The 19559-nt window shown below is 40.4% G+C and carries 15 protein-coding genes; 3 read left to right on the top strand and 12 right to left on the bottom strand.

The features are described 5' to 3' along the window. Positions 1 to 40 precede the first annotated feature (40 nt). The 7 genes from QHT84_RS00975 to QHT84_RS00945 form a co-directional block, all read right to left on the bottom strand. Entirely contained in the window at positions 41 to 877 is an 837-nt protein-coding gene (locus QHT84_RS00975; protein ID WP_283237665.1) for an endonuclease/exonuclease/phosphatase family protein, read from the bottom strand. A gap of 286 nt (positions 878 to 1163) precedes the next feature. Continuing rightward, a complete protein-coding gene (locus QHT84_RS00970) occupies positions 1164 to 1925 on the bottom strand; it encodes a succinate dehydrogenase/fumarate reductase iron-sulfur subunit (protein ID WP_283237664.1) in 762 nt (253 codons plus the stop codon). Positions 1926 to 1964: 39 nt separating this feature from the next. Further along, positions 1965 to 2333, bottom strand: a complete 369-nt coding sequence (locus tag QHT84_RS00965) for a four helix bundle protein (RefSeq protein ID WP_283237663.1) — start codon at positions 2331 to 2333, stop codon at positions 1965 to 1967. Positions 2334 to 2366: 33 nt separating this feature from the next. After that, a complete protein-coding gene (locus QHT84_RS00960) occupies positions 2367 to 4376 on the bottom strand; it encodes a fumarate reductase/succinate dehydrogenase flavoprotein subunit (protein WP_283237662.1) in 2010 nt (669 codons plus the stop codon). 18 nt (positions 4377 to 4394) lie between these two features. Then, positions 4395 to 5234 (bottom strand): succinate dehydrogenase cytochrome b subunit, encoded by an 840-nt coding sequence (locus QHT84_RS00955; RefSeq protein ID WP_283237661.1) that lies wholly within the window; start codon positions 5232 to 5234, stop codon positions 4395 to 4397. A 154-nt stretch (positions 5235 to 5388) separates the two neighbouring features. Beyond that, a complete protein-coding gene (locus tag QHT84_RS00950) occupies positions 5389 to 6255 on the bottom strand; it encodes a hypothetical protein (protein WP_283237660.1) in 867 nt (288 codons plus the stop codon). Between the two features lie 41 nt (positions 6256 to 6296). Next, a complete protein-coding gene (locus QHT84_RS00945; protein WP_283237659.1) occupies positions 6297 to 7148 on the bottom strand; it encodes a ChaN family lipoprotein in 852 nt (283 codons plus the stop codon). Positions 7149 to 7230: 82 nt separating this feature from the next. On the opposite strand from QHT84_RS00945, the gene QHT84_RS00940 reads away from it, so the two are divergent. The 3 genes from QHT84_RS00940 (at position 7231) to QHT84_RS00930 (ending at position 10201) form a co-directional block, all read left to right on the top strand. Beyond that, complete coding sequence (locus tag QHT84_RS00940) at positions 7231 to 7824, top strand: Crp/Fnr family transcriptional regulator (protein WP_283237658.1); 594 nt, start codon at positions 7231 to 7233, stop codon at positions 7822 to 7824. A 148-nt stretch (positions 7825 to 7972) separates the two neighbouring features. Beyond that, positions 7973 to 9265 (top strand): aminopeptidase P family protein, encoded by a 1293-nt coding sequence (locus tag QHT84_RS00935; protein ID WP_283237657.1) that lies wholly within the window; start codon positions 7973 to 7975, stop codon positions 9263 to 9265. A gap of 153 nt (positions 9266 to 9418) precedes the next feature. Continuing rightward, positions 9419 to 10201, top strand: a complete 783-nt coding sequence (locus tag QHT84_RS00930) for an alpha/beta fold hydrolase (RefSeq protein ID WP_283238301.1) — start codon at positions 9419 to 9421, stop codon at positions 10199 to 10201. Here QHT84_RS00930 and QHT84_RS00925 read toward each other — a convergent pair. The 5 genes from QHT84_RS00925 to QHT84_RS00905 form a co-directional block, all read right to left on the bottom strand. Then, positions 10198 to 12969 (bottom strand): PD-(D/E)XK nuclease family protein, encoded by a 2772-nt coding sequence (locus QHT84_RS00925; RefSeq protein WP_283237656.1) that lies wholly within the window; start codon positions 12967 to 12969, stop codon positions 10198 to 10200. The genes QHT84_RS00930 and QHT84_RS00925 overlap by 4 nt on opposite strands. 63 nt (positions 12970 to 13032) lie before the next feature. Then, the gene (locus tag QHT84_RS00920) at positions 13033 to 14427 is read right to left on the bottom strand and encodes an OmpA family protein (protein ID WP_283237655.1); all 1395 of its coding nucleotides are present in this window, start codon (positions 14425 to 14427) and stop codon (positions 13033 to 13035) included. Positions 14428 to 14558: 131 nt separating this feature from the next. After that, entirely contained in the window at positions 14559 to 15749 is a 1191-nt protein-coding gene (gene kbl, locus QHT84_RS00915; protein WP_283237654.1) for a glycine C-acetyltransferase, read from the bottom strand. 91 nt (positions 15750 to 15840) lie between these two features. Continuing rightward, positions 15841 to 18990, bottom strand: coding sequence for a UvrD-helicase domain-containing protein (locus QHT84_RS00910; protein ID WP_283237653.1), 3150 nt, complete (start codon positions 18988 to 18990; stop codon positions 15841 to 15843). 17 nt (positions 18991 to 19007) lie between these two features. Continuing rightward, positions 19008 to 19544, bottom strand: coding sequence for a GNAT family N-acetyltransferase (locus QHT84_RS00905; protein ID WP_283237652.1), 537 nt, complete (start codon positions 19542 to 19544; stop codon positions 19008 to 19010). Positions 19545 to 19559 lie beyond the last annotated feature (15 nt).

The following is a 19559-nucleotide window of genomic DNA, read 5'->3' as shown; positions in this document are numbered from 1 at the left end:
TGTTTGTTGTTTGTAATCCCAAAGATAGCAAATGCTTTTGTTAAATTTTAAGCTCTATGTAAACCGGCAAATGATCGGAAGGATATTTTAGGTCTTTGGAATCACTCAAAATGGCGTATTTCGCTATAGTAAATGGATTGTTTTTAGAGAGAAAGATATAATCGATGCGTTTGGTTACGGCTTCGTGGTGTTGGAAGCCGTTAAAAGTACCGCTCGGACCGAATGGCTTGGCATGGGCAATATCTTGACTGTCGTTCATTTCTTTTTTCAGGTTGACAATACGTTCTTCTGTTGGTTCCGAATTGAAATCGCCCATTAAAAATACCGGATAATTTTTAGTATTGAGTGCTGCAATTTTAGTTAGAATTAATTTAATGGAATTCGTCCGTGCCAATTCGCCCCTATGGTCTAAATGGGTATTGAAAACCCAGAAGGTTTGTTTGGTTTTGCGGTCTTTGAATAGTCCGTACGTACATATGCGATTGAGTGCCGCATCCCAACCTTTGGAGATTGTATCGGGTGTTTCGGAAAGCCAAAAGGTGTTTTCTTCGAGCACTTGGAATCGGTCTTTTTGGTAAAAGATGTTAGATGATTCGCCTTTACCTTTACCATCTCTGCCAATACCGATGTAACTGTAGTTGGGTAATAATTTTTCAATATCGGTCACTTGATGGGGTAAGGCTTCTTGTATCCCCAAAATATCCGGTTCGTAAAAACGAACCTGTGCCGCCCAGTAGTCTTTTCGGATTGGCCAAGCGTTTTCACCGTCGGAAGCGACATCGAGGCGAATGTTGTAGGTCATTAATCGTAATTTTTGTGCTGAAACGGTACTAAAAAGAGAAGTCAGCAATAGGATGCAGGTGAAATATGTTTTCATGAGTAGCGTTGTATGACTCAAATATACATTTTTTACAGCAGAGTTTGCGTTAGGGATTCCTTCGGCAGTCGCTTCGCTCGTGTGGAGTGGAAATCCTTTTTTGTATTGAACTTGTTTTTCTGGATGCCATTTGTGACACAAAAAAGATTGGAGCGTAAAGCCCGATCCGTAGGAACACGAGGCTGATAAGCCGACTGCCTGAAGGGAAACGCCATAAAAAAACGCATTCAATTACTGAATGCGTTTTGCCCTTCGACTGCGCTCAGGGAGATAATTTTGATTTGAATTACTTCAAACTGGCTTTTAAGTACTCGCGGTTCATGCGGGCGATGTTTTCTAAGGAAATACCTTTAGGACATTCTACTTCACAAGCACCGGTGTTGGTACAGTTTCCGAATCCTTCTTCGTCCATTTGGCGTACCATGTTTAATACTCTTTGCGTAGCTTCTACTTTCCCTTGCGGTAACAAAGCGTATTGTGATACTTTAGCTCCTACGAATAACATAGCAGAACCGTTTTTACAAGTGGCCACACAAGCACCGCAACCGATACAAGCAGCGGCTTCGAAAGCGCGGTCCGCGTCGTGTTTAGGTACCGGAATAGCGTTGGCATCGATGGTTCTTCCCGAAGTGTTTACGGATACGAAACCTCCGGCTTGTTGGATTCTGTCGAACGCACTGCGGTCTACTACTAAATCTTTCACTACCGGGAACGCTTTACTTCTCCAAGGCTCAATGTAAATAGTATCGCCGTCGTTGAATTTACGCATGTGCAACTGACAAGTGGTTGTTCCGGTATCCGGACCGTGAGCACGGCCATTGATATACAAAGAACACATCCCGCAGATTCCTTCGCGACAATCGTGGTCGAAAGCTACCGGTTCTTTTTTCTCGTTGATTAATTGCTCGTTCAATTGGTCTAACATTTCCAAAAAGGAACTCGCAGTAGAAACGTTATTTAATTTATACGTTTCTATTTGACCTTTGGCTTTAGCGTTTTTTTGACGCCAAATTTTAAGGGTTATATTGATGTTTTTTGCTGCACTCATATTTTTTTATTTAAGTGATTGGTAATTAGTGATTAGTGATTAGCTTTTTGAAATTGAGTTATAAAAAGCATTAATCATTTTACTTTCTTCATTAATCAAACTAATTACATGATTAAACATATCTAAATCTTGAATAAATTCTAATTCTTTTGCGATTAGTAATTGTGTTTCTAATTCATACAAAGAGCCTCTTGAAATATCGATAAAATGGCCTAAGGATTTATCGGTGTTTCTTCCATAACCTTCCGCAATATTTGATGGAATTGAAACAGAAGCTCTTTTAATTTGACTTGTCAATGCGTACAATTCTTCTTGAGGGAAATCCTTAGTTAATTTATAGGTAGAAATGACAATCTGAAATCCTTTTTGCCAAATCAATAAATCCTTATACGATTTTATAGCACTCATTAACTAATCACCAATTACTAATCACTAATTACTCTATTTATAATTACGAGCGGCTATTTTGATAAACTCGTATTTCAATTCTTCTTTGTGAAGATTCTCTTGGCTGATGTCGTAGCCCATGTATTCCCAAGCGCTTACAAAAGCAAAGTTGTCGTCATCACGAAGTGTTTCTCCTTCGGCATCTTGGTATTCTTCACGGAAGTGACCACCACAAGATTCGTTTCGTTGTAAAGCGTCCATAGCCATTAATTGACCTAAGTCCATAAAGTCGGCCACGCGAAGGGCTTTTTCCAATTCAGGATTCAACTCGTCGGCACTACCCGGAACGTAAACATCTTTGTAGAATTCGTCTTTTAAAGCGGCGATTTCAGCGATGGCTTCTTTCAGGCCTTTTTCGTTACGCGCCATACCTACCTTATTCCACATGATCAAGCCTAAACGTTTGTGGAAATGATCTACCGATTTGGTTCCGTTGTTGCCAATGAATTTGTTGATAGCCTCTTTAACGCTGTTTTCGGCCTCAACGAATTCAGGAGAATCGGTTGGAATTTTTCCGGTTCTGATTTCATCAGCCAAGTAGTTGGAAACGGTGTACGGCAATACAAAGTAACCATCGGCTAATCCTTGCATTAAAGCAGAAGCCCCCAATCGGTTCGCACCGTGATCCGAGAAGTTGGCTTCACCGGCCACGAAACAACCCGGAATAGTGGATTGCAAATTATAATCTACCCAAACACCACCCATAGTGTAGTGAACTGCCGGATAAATTTTCATTGGGGTTTCGTATGGGTTTTCATCGGTGATTTTTTCATACATCGCGAAAAGGTTTCCGTATTTTTCTTCCAACCATTTTTTACCCAATTTGGTCACTTCTTCCGCAGAAGGATTGTGGTTTCCTTGGGCATAAGCCGCTTGTCTACCTTTGTTTTGGATTTCGGTTGAGAAATCCAAGTATACACCCTCATTGGTATCGTTGGCTTCAATTCCGAAACCTTCATCACAACGCTCTTTGGCAGCTCTTGAGGCCACGTCACGCGGTACTAAGTTACCGAAGGCAGGATATCTTCTTTCCAAGAAATAATCGCGGTCTTCTTCTTTTAATTGTGTTGGTTTTAATTTACCGGCACGGATGGCTTCGGCATCTTCTTTTTTCTTCGGTACCCAAATTCTTCCTGAGTTACGTAACGATTCCGACATCAACGTCAGTTTTGATTGGTTGACCCCATGTACGGGAATACAAGTTGGGTGGATTTGCACAAAACAAGGGTTGGCAAATAAAGCGCCTCTTTTGTGTACTTTCCAAGCAGCGGTTACGTTACTTCCCATGGCATTGGTTGATAGAAAATAAACGTTTCCGTATCCTCCGGAAGCTATGATTACGGCATGAGCCGAATGTCTTTCTAATTCTCCTGTGATTAAGTTACGAGCGATGATACCGCGCGCTTTTCCGTCTACTTTTACCAAATCCAACATTTCGTGACGGTTGAACATTTGAACGCGTCCCAGACCAATTTGACGAGATAAGGCAGAATAAGCGCCTAATAACAATTGTTGTCCGGTTTGTCCGGCTGCATAAAACGTACGTTGTACTTGCGTTCCACCGAAGGAACGGTTGTCTAACATTCCGCCGTACTCACGAGCAAAAGGAACACCTTGTGCCACACATTGGTCGATGATGTTAGCCGAAACTTCTGCCAAACGGTGCACGTTTGCTTCGCGAGCTCTGTAATCGCCACCTTTGATAGTGTCATAGAACAAACGGTATGTACTGTCACCGTCGTTTTGGTAATTCTTCGCTGCGTTGATTCCACCTTGAGCGGCAATCGAGTGCGCTCTTCTAGGAGAATCCTGGAAACAAAAGGCTTTTACATTGTATCCCATTTCTCCTAATGAAGCGGCAGCAGAAGCACCGGCTAATCCGGTTCCTACAACAATAACATCAATTTTAGGGCGGTTATTAGGAGCTACTAATTTTAAGTGATTTTTATGGTTCGTCCATTTTTCAGCTATTGGACCTTCTGGTATTTTAGAATCTAACTTCATGATCTATACTGATGTTGATTATTTTAAGAAAAAGTGAATGTAAACCGGAATGATTGCAAACAATAGCGGAACTAAAACGGCAAATGCTTTTCCGAAACCTTTGATGAAAGGGGTGTATCTCGGGTGGTTTAGTCCCATCGATTGAAAAGCACTTTGAAATCCGTGCCATAAGTGAAATGCTAACACGAACATAGCCAAGACATATGCAAGAGTGGCGATTAAACCGAATTTAGAATTTTTAAAGAAGGCTACGGTTATTTTGTGTAAGTCTTTGTAGCCTTCAGCCATTTTAACGTTGGCCTGTTTATTGTAAAATTCCGTTCTGTTTCTGATTTCCAATCCCATTTGTTCTAATTGAGAGGCATCAGCAGGGTAAAACTTACCATTGTCAGTAGTGACATAGTAATCCATTTTTTGCCCCATTTGTTCTACGGTTATGGTTTGTAGCGGCATATTTTTATCAAAATGCATTTTTGCCCAGAAGTTTACCATGTGAGTAACAATAAACACTAAAATCAATGTTCCCAAAACAGCCATATTTCGAGAAGAAAAGCTACTGTTTTTGGAAGGATTGTTTTTAGCATAACCTATCGGTCGGGCTTTGATGTTTTGATAGGTTAACAAGAAGCCGTCGAATGCATGAAACAGAATAGAAAAATACGTAAGGTAAGAAAGTATTTTTACTGCCGGATTTGAGGTCATAAACAATGCATACTTATTAAACGCTGATGCATCGCTAAAGATTAATTGAAGATTTCCTGCTAAGTGACCCGCTAAAAACAAGCATAAAAATAAACCTGTGAGAGCCATCCAATATTTTTTTGCCAAGGATGACTTTAAAAGTGCAGATTTTGCCATAATTGTGTAGAATTTTTTAAAAACCACACAAAAATAAGGCTATTTGGCATTAACTACAACCTTTTCGGCGTAATTTATAATGAATTTAAAGTGCTTTTAACACTTGTTGAATATCAGTAGATTAGCCTTGTTTTGGTAACGAATTGGTATAAAATTATCGAACATAAGACGGAATCAAACCCCGCAAACCCATATCCACTACATTTTCACCCGCTGATGGCTCGTATTTCCCATCAACATTTACTTCCTGCCATTCAAAACTTTGATTTATCGAGAGCGATAAAGTAACCACGACATCACTTGTTTCATTGCCGCTAATGACTAAATTATTGGCAAACCGACCGGTAACTACACAAGAGCCTGCCGGAATAGGTGATGTTGCTGCAATTGGATTCGGCACGGTGGTGGCATTAGCCGGTGCTTGTCCGGAAGCGGAGTACGGTTGATTATTCAGTGCAAATGCCCAATATCCTTGAGCTCGATTGCCATTGACCGGGAAAATATTATTACCGATATTAAAAGTGGTAATGTAGGTGTTGAAGCCCACAAAACTAGCCAATGTTCCGGTGTAATCTACGTTTTGATGACGGATATTGATTTGATAGTTTTGGTAGGACAAAGAAACGCGCATCCACTCATAACTTCCAGCGGCTATTTGACTTAAAGGAATTTTTAAAAAAGTCTCCTCTTCGGCCACAATTTTTGATTTGCTGAAATCGATAGCATCGCTGCCTCCTAAATTAGTTTCGGGAGCGTGATACAAGATAGTTCCCTGCCCGATTTGTGTGTTGGCGTTCGGCGCTAATTCAATATAATGGGAAGAAATACTGTTGAAAACCGGGGTTTGGGCCGCATTCCCCGCCGGAATGACTGCCGGTTGTCCTAAATTGTTCAAACGCGCCTGATTTTCATCAAATTTAAATTTGATAATCAGCATCGGTTCTTCTGCTTTGTCCTCGCTGCAAGAAAAGAAAGGAATGGCAGCGATTCCGGCTAAGAGTAATACAATTAATTTTTTCATTTTATTTTTGGATTAGATTGATGATTTATGTTAAGACGATGTTAATATGTTTTTGTTACATCTTCATCTATAACGAGAATATAGTCGGCTTTATTGTATTCATCGGCCGAAATTTTTTCAATATCTTTTTGTTCGATGGTAGCAATCGTGGTGATTTTCAATTCGGGCTTACTTTTTTTCAAATACCAATAAATTCCTTCAAAATTTTCGGAATGATAGGTTCCGTTATAATGTATAAATACAGCATTGTTTTTCAAATGCTTCAAAATAAAGTGTGCCATGGTTGCATCTTTAACAGCTTGCGCTTTGGGCATATTCGGACTGGCATGATCGCCCATCATTTTCATCATATTGACATAGCCGGGTAAGTTAGCATCGAACGGAATAGGCAATGGTGCTATCCATGATTTTTCTTCTTCAGTTAAAGTTTCCAACGCTTCCAATCCTTTTTTGGAAACCAATGACGCATATCTTCGGGGGATATTGGTGGCTATAAACGGGAGCTTATTTTCTTTAGCAAAATCGACTAACGGTTTATAATCTGTTTTGTAATTCGACCATAAACGCGCCGTGGAATCCAACTGTTTTTGATTGATTTCATCATTTAAATATTGATTGAGTTGCTTTTGGTTATCAGCTTCCAACATTTCGGCACCCAAAACAATTTCTTTTTTGGCCGCCACATCTTTAGTCAGTTCTAATTCGAGCCAATGTGCTATGGCGTTGTTGTGGTATTCGCCAAAAAGAACCACATCACTATTGAAGGCTGATTTCAGTAATTTGGCATAACTTACTTTTTTGCCTTTTTTTTCAAACAACTGATAGGCTTTTTTTTCTTGGGCCGACATCACCAAAGTCAACAGTAAGATAGCTACAGAATATGTTTTTTTCATGGGAAGAAATTTTCCCTAAAATTATTCAATACCGGCAGAATAAAAAAATATGTCCGAAAAACAATAAATTTGTAATTCAGTCATGAAAACACCAAGCCAGTCTTCTTCCTTTTTGGACTACCTGTGTCTTTTTATCCAAGACTCGGATACCCATGCAACAGCGTTGCAAGATATCATCTCCCGATTTGAGGTTTTAACGCTCAAAAAAAACCAATTTGTAGTAACTGAGGGTCAGGTTTGTCTTTATTTCTGTTATGTGGAAAGCGGCATTTTGCAACACGCCATTATGGTTGAGGGCGAGGAAAAAACGACCTATTTGGCGTTGCGTCATTCGGTAACGTCATCCCTCAACAGTTTTTTAAATACTATCCCATCCCGAAAATCGGTTAAAGCCTTGGTAGATTCTAAACTTTGGGTCATTGATGTGAAATCTTTCAGAGATTTGTTGTCGAATAACGAGGTGTTTCATCAGTTTTACTACAATTTAATCGAGAAACAAATCATGCTGATTGATGATTATCGTATTGATTTGCTCACCTTGACCCCGGAAGAACGCTACAAAAAACTTTTGGTTACCGAACCCAAACTGCTGCAAGAAGTACCGTTGCATTATTTGGCCTCATTCTTAGGGATTTCCAATCGCCACATGAGTCGCATCCGAAAAAACATTGTATAACACAAAATAACGCCATTTGGCTACTCATTACTTCTGCGTAATCCGTAATTTTGGTAAATTAAATCTAAGAAGTCTAACACAGTCTAAAACATGAAATGAGCCTTTGGCGAATGACATGTAATCATTAAAAAACAATAAAACCGTACATATGAAATACCACCAAATAGACCGCGATTTGTTTGTAAAAAACAGAGCCAAATTTACCGCACAAATGAAACCGAACAGCGTAGCGGTTTTTAATTCTAATGATATCTATCCGGTTTCGGCCGATAGCACGCTGCCTTTTGCGCAACACCGCGATATTTTTTATTTGTCGGGTGTTGACCAAGAAGAAAGCATTTTGTTGCTTTTTCCCGATGCGCCTTTTGAGCACTTGAAAGAGGTGTTGTTTTTGCGTGAAACCAATGAGCACATTGCCGTTTGGGAAGGCGAAAAGCTCACTAAAGAACGTGCTTTTGAAGTTTCGGGGATTAAAACCGTTATTTGGTTACAGGATTTTCATAAAACCCTGAAAGAAGTAATGGCCTATGCCGAAACGATGTACATCAATACCAATGAGCATTATCGTGCCACGATAGAAACCGAAACCCGTGAAGCGCGCTTTGTAAAATGGTGGAAAGAGAATTATCCGGCACACAAAGTAGAAAAGGCGAATCCGATTTTGCAGCGACTGCGTTCGGTAAAAGAAAGCGAGGAACTCGATTTGATTCAGAAAGCGTGTGATATTACCGAAAAAGGGTTTCGTCGCGTTTTGAATTTTGTCAAACCGAATGTTATGGAATACGAGGTGGAAGCCGAATTTGCCCACGAATTCCTCAGAAATCGTTCCAAAGGATTCGCTTACACACCGATTATCGCTTCGGGCCATAATGCGAATGTGCTGCATTATATTGAAAACAATCAGCAATGCAAAGCCGGTGATTTATTGTTGTTGGATGTAGGTGCCGAATACGCTAATTACTCCAGTGATATGACGAGAACCATTCCGGTTTCGGGGAAATTTACCGAGCGCCAAAAAGCAGTCTACAATGCGGTGCTTCGTGTAAAAAATGAAGCCACTAAAATGTTGGTGCCCGGCAATTATTGGAAACAATACCATATTGAGGTCGGCAAAATCATGACTTCAGAGTTATTGCTTTTAGGACTCATTGACAAAGCCGATGTACAAAACGAAAACCCCGATTGGCCGGCCTATAAAAAATATTTTATGCATGGCACTTCGCACCATATGGGCTTGGATACGCACGATTACGGCTTGTTGCACGAACCGATGCAAGCCAATATGGTTTTCACCGTAGAACCGGGCATCTATATTCCGGCGGAAGGTTTCGGTATTCGTATTGAAGACGATGTAGTGATTCAGGAAAAAGGAGAGCCATTTAATTTAATGAGAAATATTCCGATTGAGGTTGAGGAAATTGAGAGTTTGATGAATTCCTAATTAAGGGGAAAGGGAAAAGTAATAAGGGAAAAGACGGCTCGCAGTTGCGGGTCGTTTTTTGTTTTTAAGATTTAATAAGATATCAACAATCCTAACGGAATTTGTCGCTAAATCTTATTTTTGAACCTGAAACCTGCAACCCGAAACCGAAACGTGAAACAACTCGTTTACAAAAACACCAAAATTGCGTACACCGACCAAGGCAAGGGCACGGCAGTAGTGTTGTTGCACGGTTTTCTTGAAAATCAAACCATGTGGGACGCCTTTGTACCCGAATTATCAAAAAAACATCGGGTGATAACCTTGGATTTGTTAGGCCACGGGCAAACCGAGTGTTTGGGCTATGTGCACACGATGGAAGATCAGGCTGATATGGTTTTTGCCTTGTGTGCGTTTTTAAAAATCAGAAAGGTAGTTTTGGTCGGACATTCGATGGGCGGTTATGTGGCGTTGGCTTTCGCCGAGTTGTATCCCGATTACATGAAAGGCTTGTTTTTGTTGAATTCCACTTCGCGCGCTGACAGCGACGAACGCAAGGCCAATAGGGACCGAGCGGTGGTTTGCGTGAAGCAAAATTACGGGGCTTTTGTCAGTATGTCGATAGCCAATTTATTTGCCGAAGACAATCGCGAACGACTAGCCGAGGTTATCGAAAAAGTAAAAGAGCAAGCACTGAAAACGCCGTTGCAAGGGATTGTTGCTGCGTTAGAAGGTATGAAAATTCGAAAAGATCGGGAGGTAATTTTGCATTTTGCGCCGTATCCGATGCATTTGGTTTTGGGTCAAAAAGACGGCGTATTGGTTTATGAAGACAGTTTGGAGCAAATTGAAGACAGCCGGGTGGAACTCACTACTTTTCCCGATGGCCACATGAGTCATATTGAAAATGAACAAGAACTACTGAGAGTCTTAATGCGATTTTTGAAACGCGTTTAATGGTTTTTTTCTTCGAAAGGGATTTCCGTATTGAATATTTCTTGCAATAAAATTACGATTTCGTCCAGGTAATTTTCTCTGATTTCCGGGGAAAATATATCAATGATGGTTTTGTCCGGTTTGAATTGAAACGGTAAAAACCCCGATTTTAAATTTTTAAACGAAATGATGCCGGCTTCGATTTCGCGTCCTTGGGCATGTTCTTCAAACATAAAGGCATAGGCCAGAATCTGAATGATTTTATCGTTTTTGATGTCTTCCGTTAGTCCGTTCCACTCTTTTAGCGTGACGTTTTTTTGATCGACTTTTCCGGTTTTGTAATCGATGATTCTGATTTTTCCGTTGCGAAGTTCGATTCGGTCTACATTCCCTTTAATCAACACAGGAATCGGTAATCGTGAGTCGGTTATGGTTCTTTCAAAAGTTTGCTCCAAAGCGACAATTTGGACTTCATCTCCACTTTCCAACAAATCCAATTCGAGCTTCAGAAAATTAGAAACATTGCGTTTGGCGACTTCAAAAGCCAACAGATTTCGCCCTTTTTTGATTTCGCCCTCTTTGTACACTTCTTTGAATTGGCGCAACACTTCATCATCGATTTTCGGGAAACAACTTTTGATGTCGCTTGAGGTTAAAAGGCGACCTATAAAGGGTTTGTACAGTTCTTCTAATGCACCGTGAATGATGGTTCCCAGTGTATTGACGGCTATGTTTTCTTCGACTTCATCGGTTTCTTTAATTCGCAAAACACGCTCAAAATAAAATTGTATCGGATTGCGAATGTAAGTCGTCAAAGACGATGGAGAAAAACCGGTTGCAGCAATTTCAGACAAACGTGTTAAAACACGCGCTGTTTTAGGCACAACCATGGGTTGGTAGGCAATGTTCGGGACATCAGGATTGAAATAATGGAAGGTTATCTTATGATTGGGTTGTTTTTCGACTTCCAATTGGGTAATAAATCGGCTTTTCTCGCCGGCATCAAATCCTTCACTATCGGCATTGTAAATAAGGTAAATGTTTTTGGCGCGCTGAAGCAAATGATAAAAGTGATAGGTATATATGGCGTCTTTTTCTTTGAATGTCGGCAAGCCCAATTCGCGTTTCACATCATACGGAATGAAGGAATTAGTGCTTTTTCCGGCCGGAAATTTGCCTTCGTTGACCGAAGTAATGATAACCGTTTCAAAATCGAGTACGCGACTTTCTAAAACTCCCATAATTTGCAAGCCTTCCAGTGGTTCGCCTTCAAAAGATACTTCGGCAACGTCAATGATTTGTTTGTAAATAGCCTGCAATGTCTTGATATCGTCTATGTTTGGATAGTTTCCGAAATAAGTTAGCATCTTATTTATCACCTTGTACACCGAGTAAACAAAGGCATTGGTGATTTTTTCATCTTCGATTTCGTAGCTTAAATGATTTTTGATTTGCAGTAATATTTGTGATAGATTTTCGAGGACGGCAACGGAATTAATATCCCATTTTCGGAACAACATTTCAAAAAGCGGATGGCTTTCACTTTGTAATTCCGTTAATTTTTTATGGGTAATAAAGGTATAATTGTTTTTATTGATTTTGTTAACCAACTCTCGGGCATTCACATAGGGTTCAATCAAAGGATGTGTCAATATATCGAGTACATCTTTATAATACAATACATAACTATTCGGATTTCTGGAAAGGCCGTTAGTATGTAGTTTGAATAGTTTGGCCAACAGCAATTGTGCCGGATTGTTCTTGCTTGAAAATCCCATAGTAACATTGAGCGCATCAACCGATTCGGGCAAGGCATGCAGCACAGGCAGTAATAGATTTTCTTCCCCTAATATTACGGCTACATTTTGTAAATCGGCAGGGTGTTCGGTGATGTGTTTTTCAATTAGGCTCCCGGCTATTTTGGCCTGACCGATAGCTTTGGAAGTGGCAATAATGTGGATGTTTTTGGGTTCAGTAAAATCATTGACAATCCATTCGTAAGGGTGGGTTTTGTAATATATCCATTCCGATTTGAATTTTCTTTGAAATAAACCGGCATCGTGAAAAGTGTCGTTAAGCAGTGTTTCATCGATGTCCCAATAAATTTTTGCCGTACCCAAAGCCAGCAAGTGTTGTATGATTTTTTCCTCAGCTTGGTTAAGGGCATTGAAGCCGGCAAAGATAAATTGCCTAGTGTTGTTTTCGGAAAAGTGATTCAGATTTTCGACAGCTTCACGATAAATTAAACCTTGATAGCCTATGCCTTTGTTTAACAAGTATTGGTATAACGCGTGATAATATTCCGGTAGTTTTTTCCAAAAAACGAGATAGTTTTCAATGAGTTCGGTGCGCTTTTCAACAGAAACGGCCCAATGCTCAATTTCCTTGATGTTTTCAAGGTATTTTAGCACTTTATCGGGTTCGAGTAGGTAACGGTCAATTTCATTAAAATCTTGGAGCAATGTTTTGGCCCAATTAGCAAAAGTTTCAAAGGATTCTTGTTGGTCTTTTTCGGTTACAGAAAGGTACACATGATAGAATTCGAAAAGCAATTCGATGTTGTCGATAGAACGGATTCCGGCTATGTCTTGAATAAAATCCTCAATACTCACAATTTCGGGAGCAAAAACGTTATGGGTTGTTGCTTTTCTGAGTTCTTCCAAAAAAAACACTTTCGCTCTTTTGTTGGGCAAAATGACTACTGTGTTTAACAGTGTTGTTGCGCCGACATTTTCGGTGTTATGCAGGATTTCGTGTGCTAGCTTTTGAAGAAAAGTTGGTTTTGACATTGTATAAAAATAAAAAAACGCCCCGAATTTCGGAGCGTTTTTCTGAGATATTTTGTGCAGAAATTATTTTACTAATTTCACTTCAACTCTTCTGTTGTTTGCTTTACCAGCTTTAGTTTTGTTAGTGTCAATTGGTTTTGACTCACCGAAACCGGCAGAAGTTAATCTTGAAGAAGCAATACCGTTTTCGATTAAGAAATTTTTAACGGCAGCAGCTCTGTCTTCAGATAATTTCTGGTTTGTGGCATCTTTACCATCGCTGTCAGTGTGACCTTCGATAGAGAAGTTAGAGTTTGGATACTCTTTTAAAATAGCTACGATAGCTTGTAGTACCGGGTAAGTTTGTTGTTTGAAAGTCGCTTTTCCTGAGTCAAACAAGATTGTTTTAGCATAGTCATTTAATCTCTTAATAGCTTCTTCAGTTACTTCAGGACAACCGTTGTTTGCTACAGTACCTGCAACGTCCGGACATCTGTCATCTTTGTCGAAAACTTTATCACCGTCTCTATCCGGCCAAGGACAACCTGCGTTTTCTTTTGGACCTTTAACATCTTTACATTTGTCATCTTTGTCTTGAACTCCGTCACCGTCAGTATCAGGACAACCGTTGAATGCTTTTAAACCGGCTACTTCAGGACAAGCGTCAACATTATCAGCAATTCCGTCACCGTCAGTATCAGGACAACCGTTAAATTCGGCAGGACCGGCTACTTCAGGACAAGCGTCTTTGCTGTCTTCGATACCATCAGCATCAGTGTCAGGACAACCGTTGAATTGTTTTAAACCGGCTACTTCAGGACAAGCATCGTCTTTATCATAAATTCCGTCACCATCTTTGTCAGAACCTCCAAATTTGAAAGTAAGACCGGCAAAGTGTTGCATGTGAGAAGGCATGTCCTCACGAATATCTTCGAAAGATTGTTTGTAAGTTGAACGAACCGATAAACCAACGGTTTCGCTGAACCAATATGTTAATCCTAAACCTCCGTTTAAAGTTCCGGCGCTGCTTTCTTCACCTAACCAAGTGTAACCTCCACCAACGTGGATAGACGGATCGATTTTTTTAGATTTAATCAAACTCATCAAGCTATAGTTGATAACACCATCTACAGCATAGTAGTTAATGTCACCAGGATTCACTACCGTATATGGTCCTTCACCAACTCTTGGTAAAACATATCTGGTAAGTTTGTTGATAGATCCTGTTACACCGAATGAGAAATTACCACCAACATGTTTAGATAAGTTCACAAAAGATACTGAAGGAAGGATATTCCAATTGTCATTAGCATTAAAATACTGAGATAACTGATCTTCTAATTTAGATGCAGCACTTACTCTGGTATCTACCGCGTTAACCCCGAAAGTCAAAGCCCAAGGGTTGTTGCTGTCTTGAGCCTGAGAGCTTAAACCAGCTAACATTAGCATAGCAACGAATAATTTGTTAAGATGTTTCATACTTAATTTGATTAGATTATAATAATTATAATAGAGCAAAAGTAATACGTATTAATATAATATCAAAATCTTATGGTTAAAATATGGAAATTATGTAATGATTTCAATAAATTTTTGAACCGGATCAGCAATTAGATGACATTCAACATCTTTCCTACTTCTTCAAAGGCTTTTATAGCTTTGTCCAGGTGGTCTTTTGAATGAGCCGCAGATAGTTGAACCCGTATGCGTGCTTTGTCTCTCGGAACAACCGGAAAAAAGAAACCGATGACATATATTCCCTTTTTCAACAATTCATCGGCCATGACCTGTGAAAGCTTGGCATCATAAAGCATTACCGGCACAATAGCGGAGTCGCCGTCAATAATGTCAAAGCCGGCTTTTTTCATGCCTTCTTTAAAGTAGTTGGTGTTCCACTCCAGCTTGTCACGGAGCGAAGTATCTTTTTCCAAAAGTTCAAAAACTTTGATGGAAGCACCTACAATGGCCGGCGCCAATGAATTAGAGAATAAATAAGGGCGAGAACGCTGACGTAAAATTTCGATGATTTCTTTTTTGGCTGTTGTATAGCCACCCATCGCACCGCCTAAGGCCTTTCCGAGCGTTCCGGTGATGATGTCCACTCGGCCCATAACACCTTTAGCTTCAAGGGTTCCTTTACCCGTAGCGCCGATAAAACCGGCCGCGTGACATTCGTCCACCATTACTAAAGCGTCATATTTGTCGGCTAAGTCACAAATTTTATCCAAAGGCGCTACCAATCCGTCCATGGAAAACACTCCATCGGTAACAATCAGTTTGAAACGGTGTCCGGCTTCGACGGCTTTTTTTAATTGGTTTTCCAAATCTTCCATGTTGGAATTTTCATAACGATAACGAGCGGCTTTGCACAAACGCACACCGTCAATAATGGAAGCATGGTTCAAACTGTCGGATATGATGCAATCTTCTTCGCTCAATAAAGGTTCGAAAACACCACCATTCGCATCAAAAGCCGCTGCATATAAAATGGTGTCTTCGGTACCGTAAAATTCGGCTATCTTTTTTTCCAAAGTTTTGTGAATATCTTGAGTTCCGCATATAAAACGTACCGATGACATTCCGAAACCGTGGGAATCTAAAGTATCTTTGGCCGCCTGAATGACTTCCGGGTGGGAAGACAAGCCTAAATAATTGTTGGCACAAAAATTCAAAACGGTCTCCCCGTTTACGGTAATTTCGGCTCCTTGAGGGGAAGTAATGATTCTTTCTTTTTTGAAAATACCGTTTTGTTCTATGGTATTTAATTCATTTTGTAAGTGTTGTTGAATTTTTCCGTACATGATTTTATTGTAGTTTGTGTTTGTATATTGTTTTCGAGCTAAAGCTCTTGTAACTGGAGCCCATCGGGCTTCTTCCTCTTAATATCAAAGGTTACAAATTTACTACTTCTAAACGTTCCCCAATGTAAACTAAGGCTTTTTTAGTCACTTTAAAGCCTGTTTTTTCAATGGCGTTTTGGTAATTTTCTAATTGTGTGGTGTATTTGGCTTGGTGTGCTCCGGTTTTGTAATCCAGCAAGTAAATTTCTTTATTGGGGCTGATGACCATTCGGTCGGGTTTCACCAAATGCCCTTCTTTTTGAATAATTGTTTTTTCGTTCAAAATCTTTTGATTTTTGGCAAAATAGACCGAGAGTTCCGGATGAGTCACAATTTGTTCCAAGGTTCGGGAAACGGTTTCCCTATGCGAAGCGGTGATTAATCCGTTTTCGATAGCTTTCGTCAGCGCCAGTTCGATGTCGTCTTTGGTAGTTACAAAAGACAATATTTCATGTAAAATATTACCGAATTCAATAGCTTTTTGCTGTTGGGTATTCCACATCAAACTTTCTTTTTGGGCAATTTTGATGTTTTTCGGATCTAACGTAGCCGACAATTGCGGAATAACTTCGGTTGTTGAGGCCGATGTTTCCGTTTCGGATAGTTTTTCGGCTTGACCAAAAGCGTAGTCGAGTTGGTTTTCATCGAAGGGTTCGCCTAAGAATTTGATAAAGAAGGTCGCCATATTATTAGGATATTCGCCCGAGGTTTTACTTCTACTTTGCATGCGCGAAATAATGTACAACTGTTCTTCGGCACGCGTCAACGCCACATACAGCACATTGATATTATCCAACAATTCTTCTTGCTTTTTTTGCTGATAAAGGCTACTTGCCTCTTCACCATAGTGGTTCACGTTACTGCTTTTATCGACCAAGACTTTTGGCAAGCCAATGGTTTCGGCATCGGCATTGAGCCACATTTTTTCTCTCGGCCCTTTAGTGTAATCTTCTTCGGCAAACGGAAAAATAACCACAGGAAATTCAAGCCCTTTCGATTTGTGAATGGTCATAATCCGAACGGCGTCATTGCCTTCGGGCGACGGAATGCTGAGTTTTTCCGAATTCGTATCCCAATAAGCGAGAAAATCCGAAATACCGGCTTGCTTTTTCAAATCGTGCTCCAAAATCAAATCGAGGAAAAATTGAAGGTATGCGTTGCGTTTGTTAGCCGGAATGACTTTGCTGATAATGATTTCCGTGGCCTCGTACAGCGATTTTTTTCGGATGTTTTCAAACGAAAAATCGAGATGGAAACGTTGCAGCCATTGTTGAAAAGCCGATTCGCTTTGTGGTTCCATGCCTTGCGCAATGAAATCGTGGATTGACAGTTGTTCTTGCAAGGAAGCTAGATAGTACAAAAAGTTGGCTTTGGCCATCAAATCGCTGTTGTTTTTCAAATAGCGCAAAATATAAATCACGCCCTGCACTTCGGAAGAAGCGCCGAGTAACAAACTTTCCGAAGACAAAATCGGAATCCCGTTTTCGGTGAGGTAGTTGGCAATTTCGGTTCCGTGTGTTTTTTTTCGGGTTAAGATGGCGATGTCTTTGTAGCGAAATCCTTTTTGAATGACTTTTTCAAGAGTCGCCAATGTGGCGGCCAAATACATTTCGTTTTTTTCCAAACTTTCTTCATCGTCCCAATTGTCTTTGTCGACTTTCGGGACAAAGGAAATGTGCACATAACCGCCGGTTTTGGCATTGAATTCCTGATGGCTGTGGTTGAGGTATAAGTTTTTGTAATCTTCGTGGGTAAATTCGCCCGCCAAAAACCTGAAAAAACGGTTGTTGAAATCGATGATTTGTGAATAGCTGCGGTAATTCGTACCCAGAGAAAACAAGGCTTTGTCCGGATTTACAAAAGGATTCTTGTTTTTACTAAGCTCGATAAATTGTTCCGCTTTTCCGCCGCGCCAACGGTAGATGGATTGTTTTGGGTCGCCCACTATCATCAGTGAGCCGCGTTCGCCGTTCAAATCTTCGCTCGACAAGGCGTTGTCTATCAGCGGAATTAAATTGTGCCATTGCATTTCGGAAGTATCCTGAAACTCATCGATGAAAAAATGGCGGTATTTTTCGCCCAAACGCTCGTAAATAAAAGGTGCGGGCTGGTTCTGGATTTGTTCGTAAATGAGTTTGTTGAATTCCGCTATCGAAAGGATATTTTGTTCCTTCTGAATTTTGGCCAATTCATTACTCACCGTATTTAACAGCGAAAGCGGCGTAATGTTTTTCAGAAAAGCTTCGTAGAAATTCTTTTTCTCAAATGTGGCATAAATCGACGACAGCATTTCGAGTAAATCGGGTATGATGCTTTCGATTATGGCTCGGTCAGCGGCTGATTTATTTATAGCAATATCTTCAAATTGACGGAATGTTTTGTTTTTGGGATTGAAATTTTTCTCTGCGATACTTTTTAAATGATTCGGGAAGGTTTCTCGGGAAAATGATTTTAGGTCAACTCCTTTTTTTTCAAGCAACAACAAAGCTTCTGTGGCTAAATCGACGGTTTTGACTTCCAATGCGGCACAAAGTTCCGTCAGTTTGTTTTTAATAGCTACGAATTCCGCTATGGTTTTATTTTGAAAATGGGTAATCTCCTGACGGTTGTTTTCGTTGAGGATTAATTTTCCGGTTTCCATAATCTCCCGAGAAATATCCCACGATTTGTCGTCATCGGTTTTTTCCATGGTAAAATCGACCAACAAATGGGTTAACGTTTCATCGTTTCCGGCTTCGGCAATGATAGCGTCAACAGCTTCAGTCAATAGGTTTTCGGTGTCTAATGATACTTCAAAAGTGATTGGCAAATTCAAATCGTGGGCAAAAGCACGAATGACTTTGTGCGTGAACTTGTCTATAGTGGAGATATCAAAAGCCGCATAATTGTGAATGAGATTTTTGATGATGCTTTTGGCTTTTTCGGTGATGGTAGCCAATGATAATCCGGTTTCCTTCTGAATGTCTTGCATCAATAGAAGCGCCTTGTCCGAAGGATTTTCTTTGGCAAATTGTGAGAGACTTTCTACCACACGACTTTTCATTTCGTGTACCGCTTTGTTGGTAAACGTGATGGCCAGTATATTGCGGTAGGCATCGGTTTTTTTGGATAAGAGTATGATTTTTAAATACTCTTTGACCAACGTGTACGTTTTGCCCGAGCCGGCCGAAGCATCGTAGATGGAAAAAGCGGGTTTTTGCATGTTTGTGTTTTTTTATGTCATTCGGATTGAAATGCTTCGCGAGTTATTTCGTAGACAAAGTTCAACTTCGGTTCTTCGCCGTAATAGTCTACTTCAAATTCATCCACTTTTACCGCACCGATTTTGGCTATGGCTTTTTGAGAGCGAATGTTCCCGGCGCCGATGTGAAAATACACTTTGTTGACATATTGAAAAGCATAATCGAGCATCAATTTTTTGAGCGCTCTGTTATAGCCGTTGCCCCAAAATGGCCGTCCGAGAAAGGTATAGCCAATCAGTACTGATTTTTGGTTTTTGTTATAATCGTAAAACCGACTACTGCCCACGGCTTCGCCTGTTTTTGTATCGCGAATGAGAAACGCCCCTTGAGAACTCATAGCTCCTTCAAAGAAATTTTGAAACACTTCGCGTTGGAACCGCAATGGGTTGGGGTGCTGTTCCCAAACCAACGGATCGGATGCCACGGCATACAGCGCTTCAAAATCGTCTTCCTGCAACGGAGTGAGTTGAATGCGTTCATTGTGCAGGTGTGTGGGTTGTAAGTCGAATGGCATGTGATTTCGGTTTTC

It is taken from the genome of Flavobacterium sedimenticola (assembly GCF_030053345.1).
GTDB lineage: Bacteria > Bacteroidota > Bacteroidia > Flavobacteriales > Flavobacteriaceae > Flavobacterium > Flavobacterium sedimenticola.
This window is presented reverse-complemented; position numbering and strand designations above follow the sequence as displayed.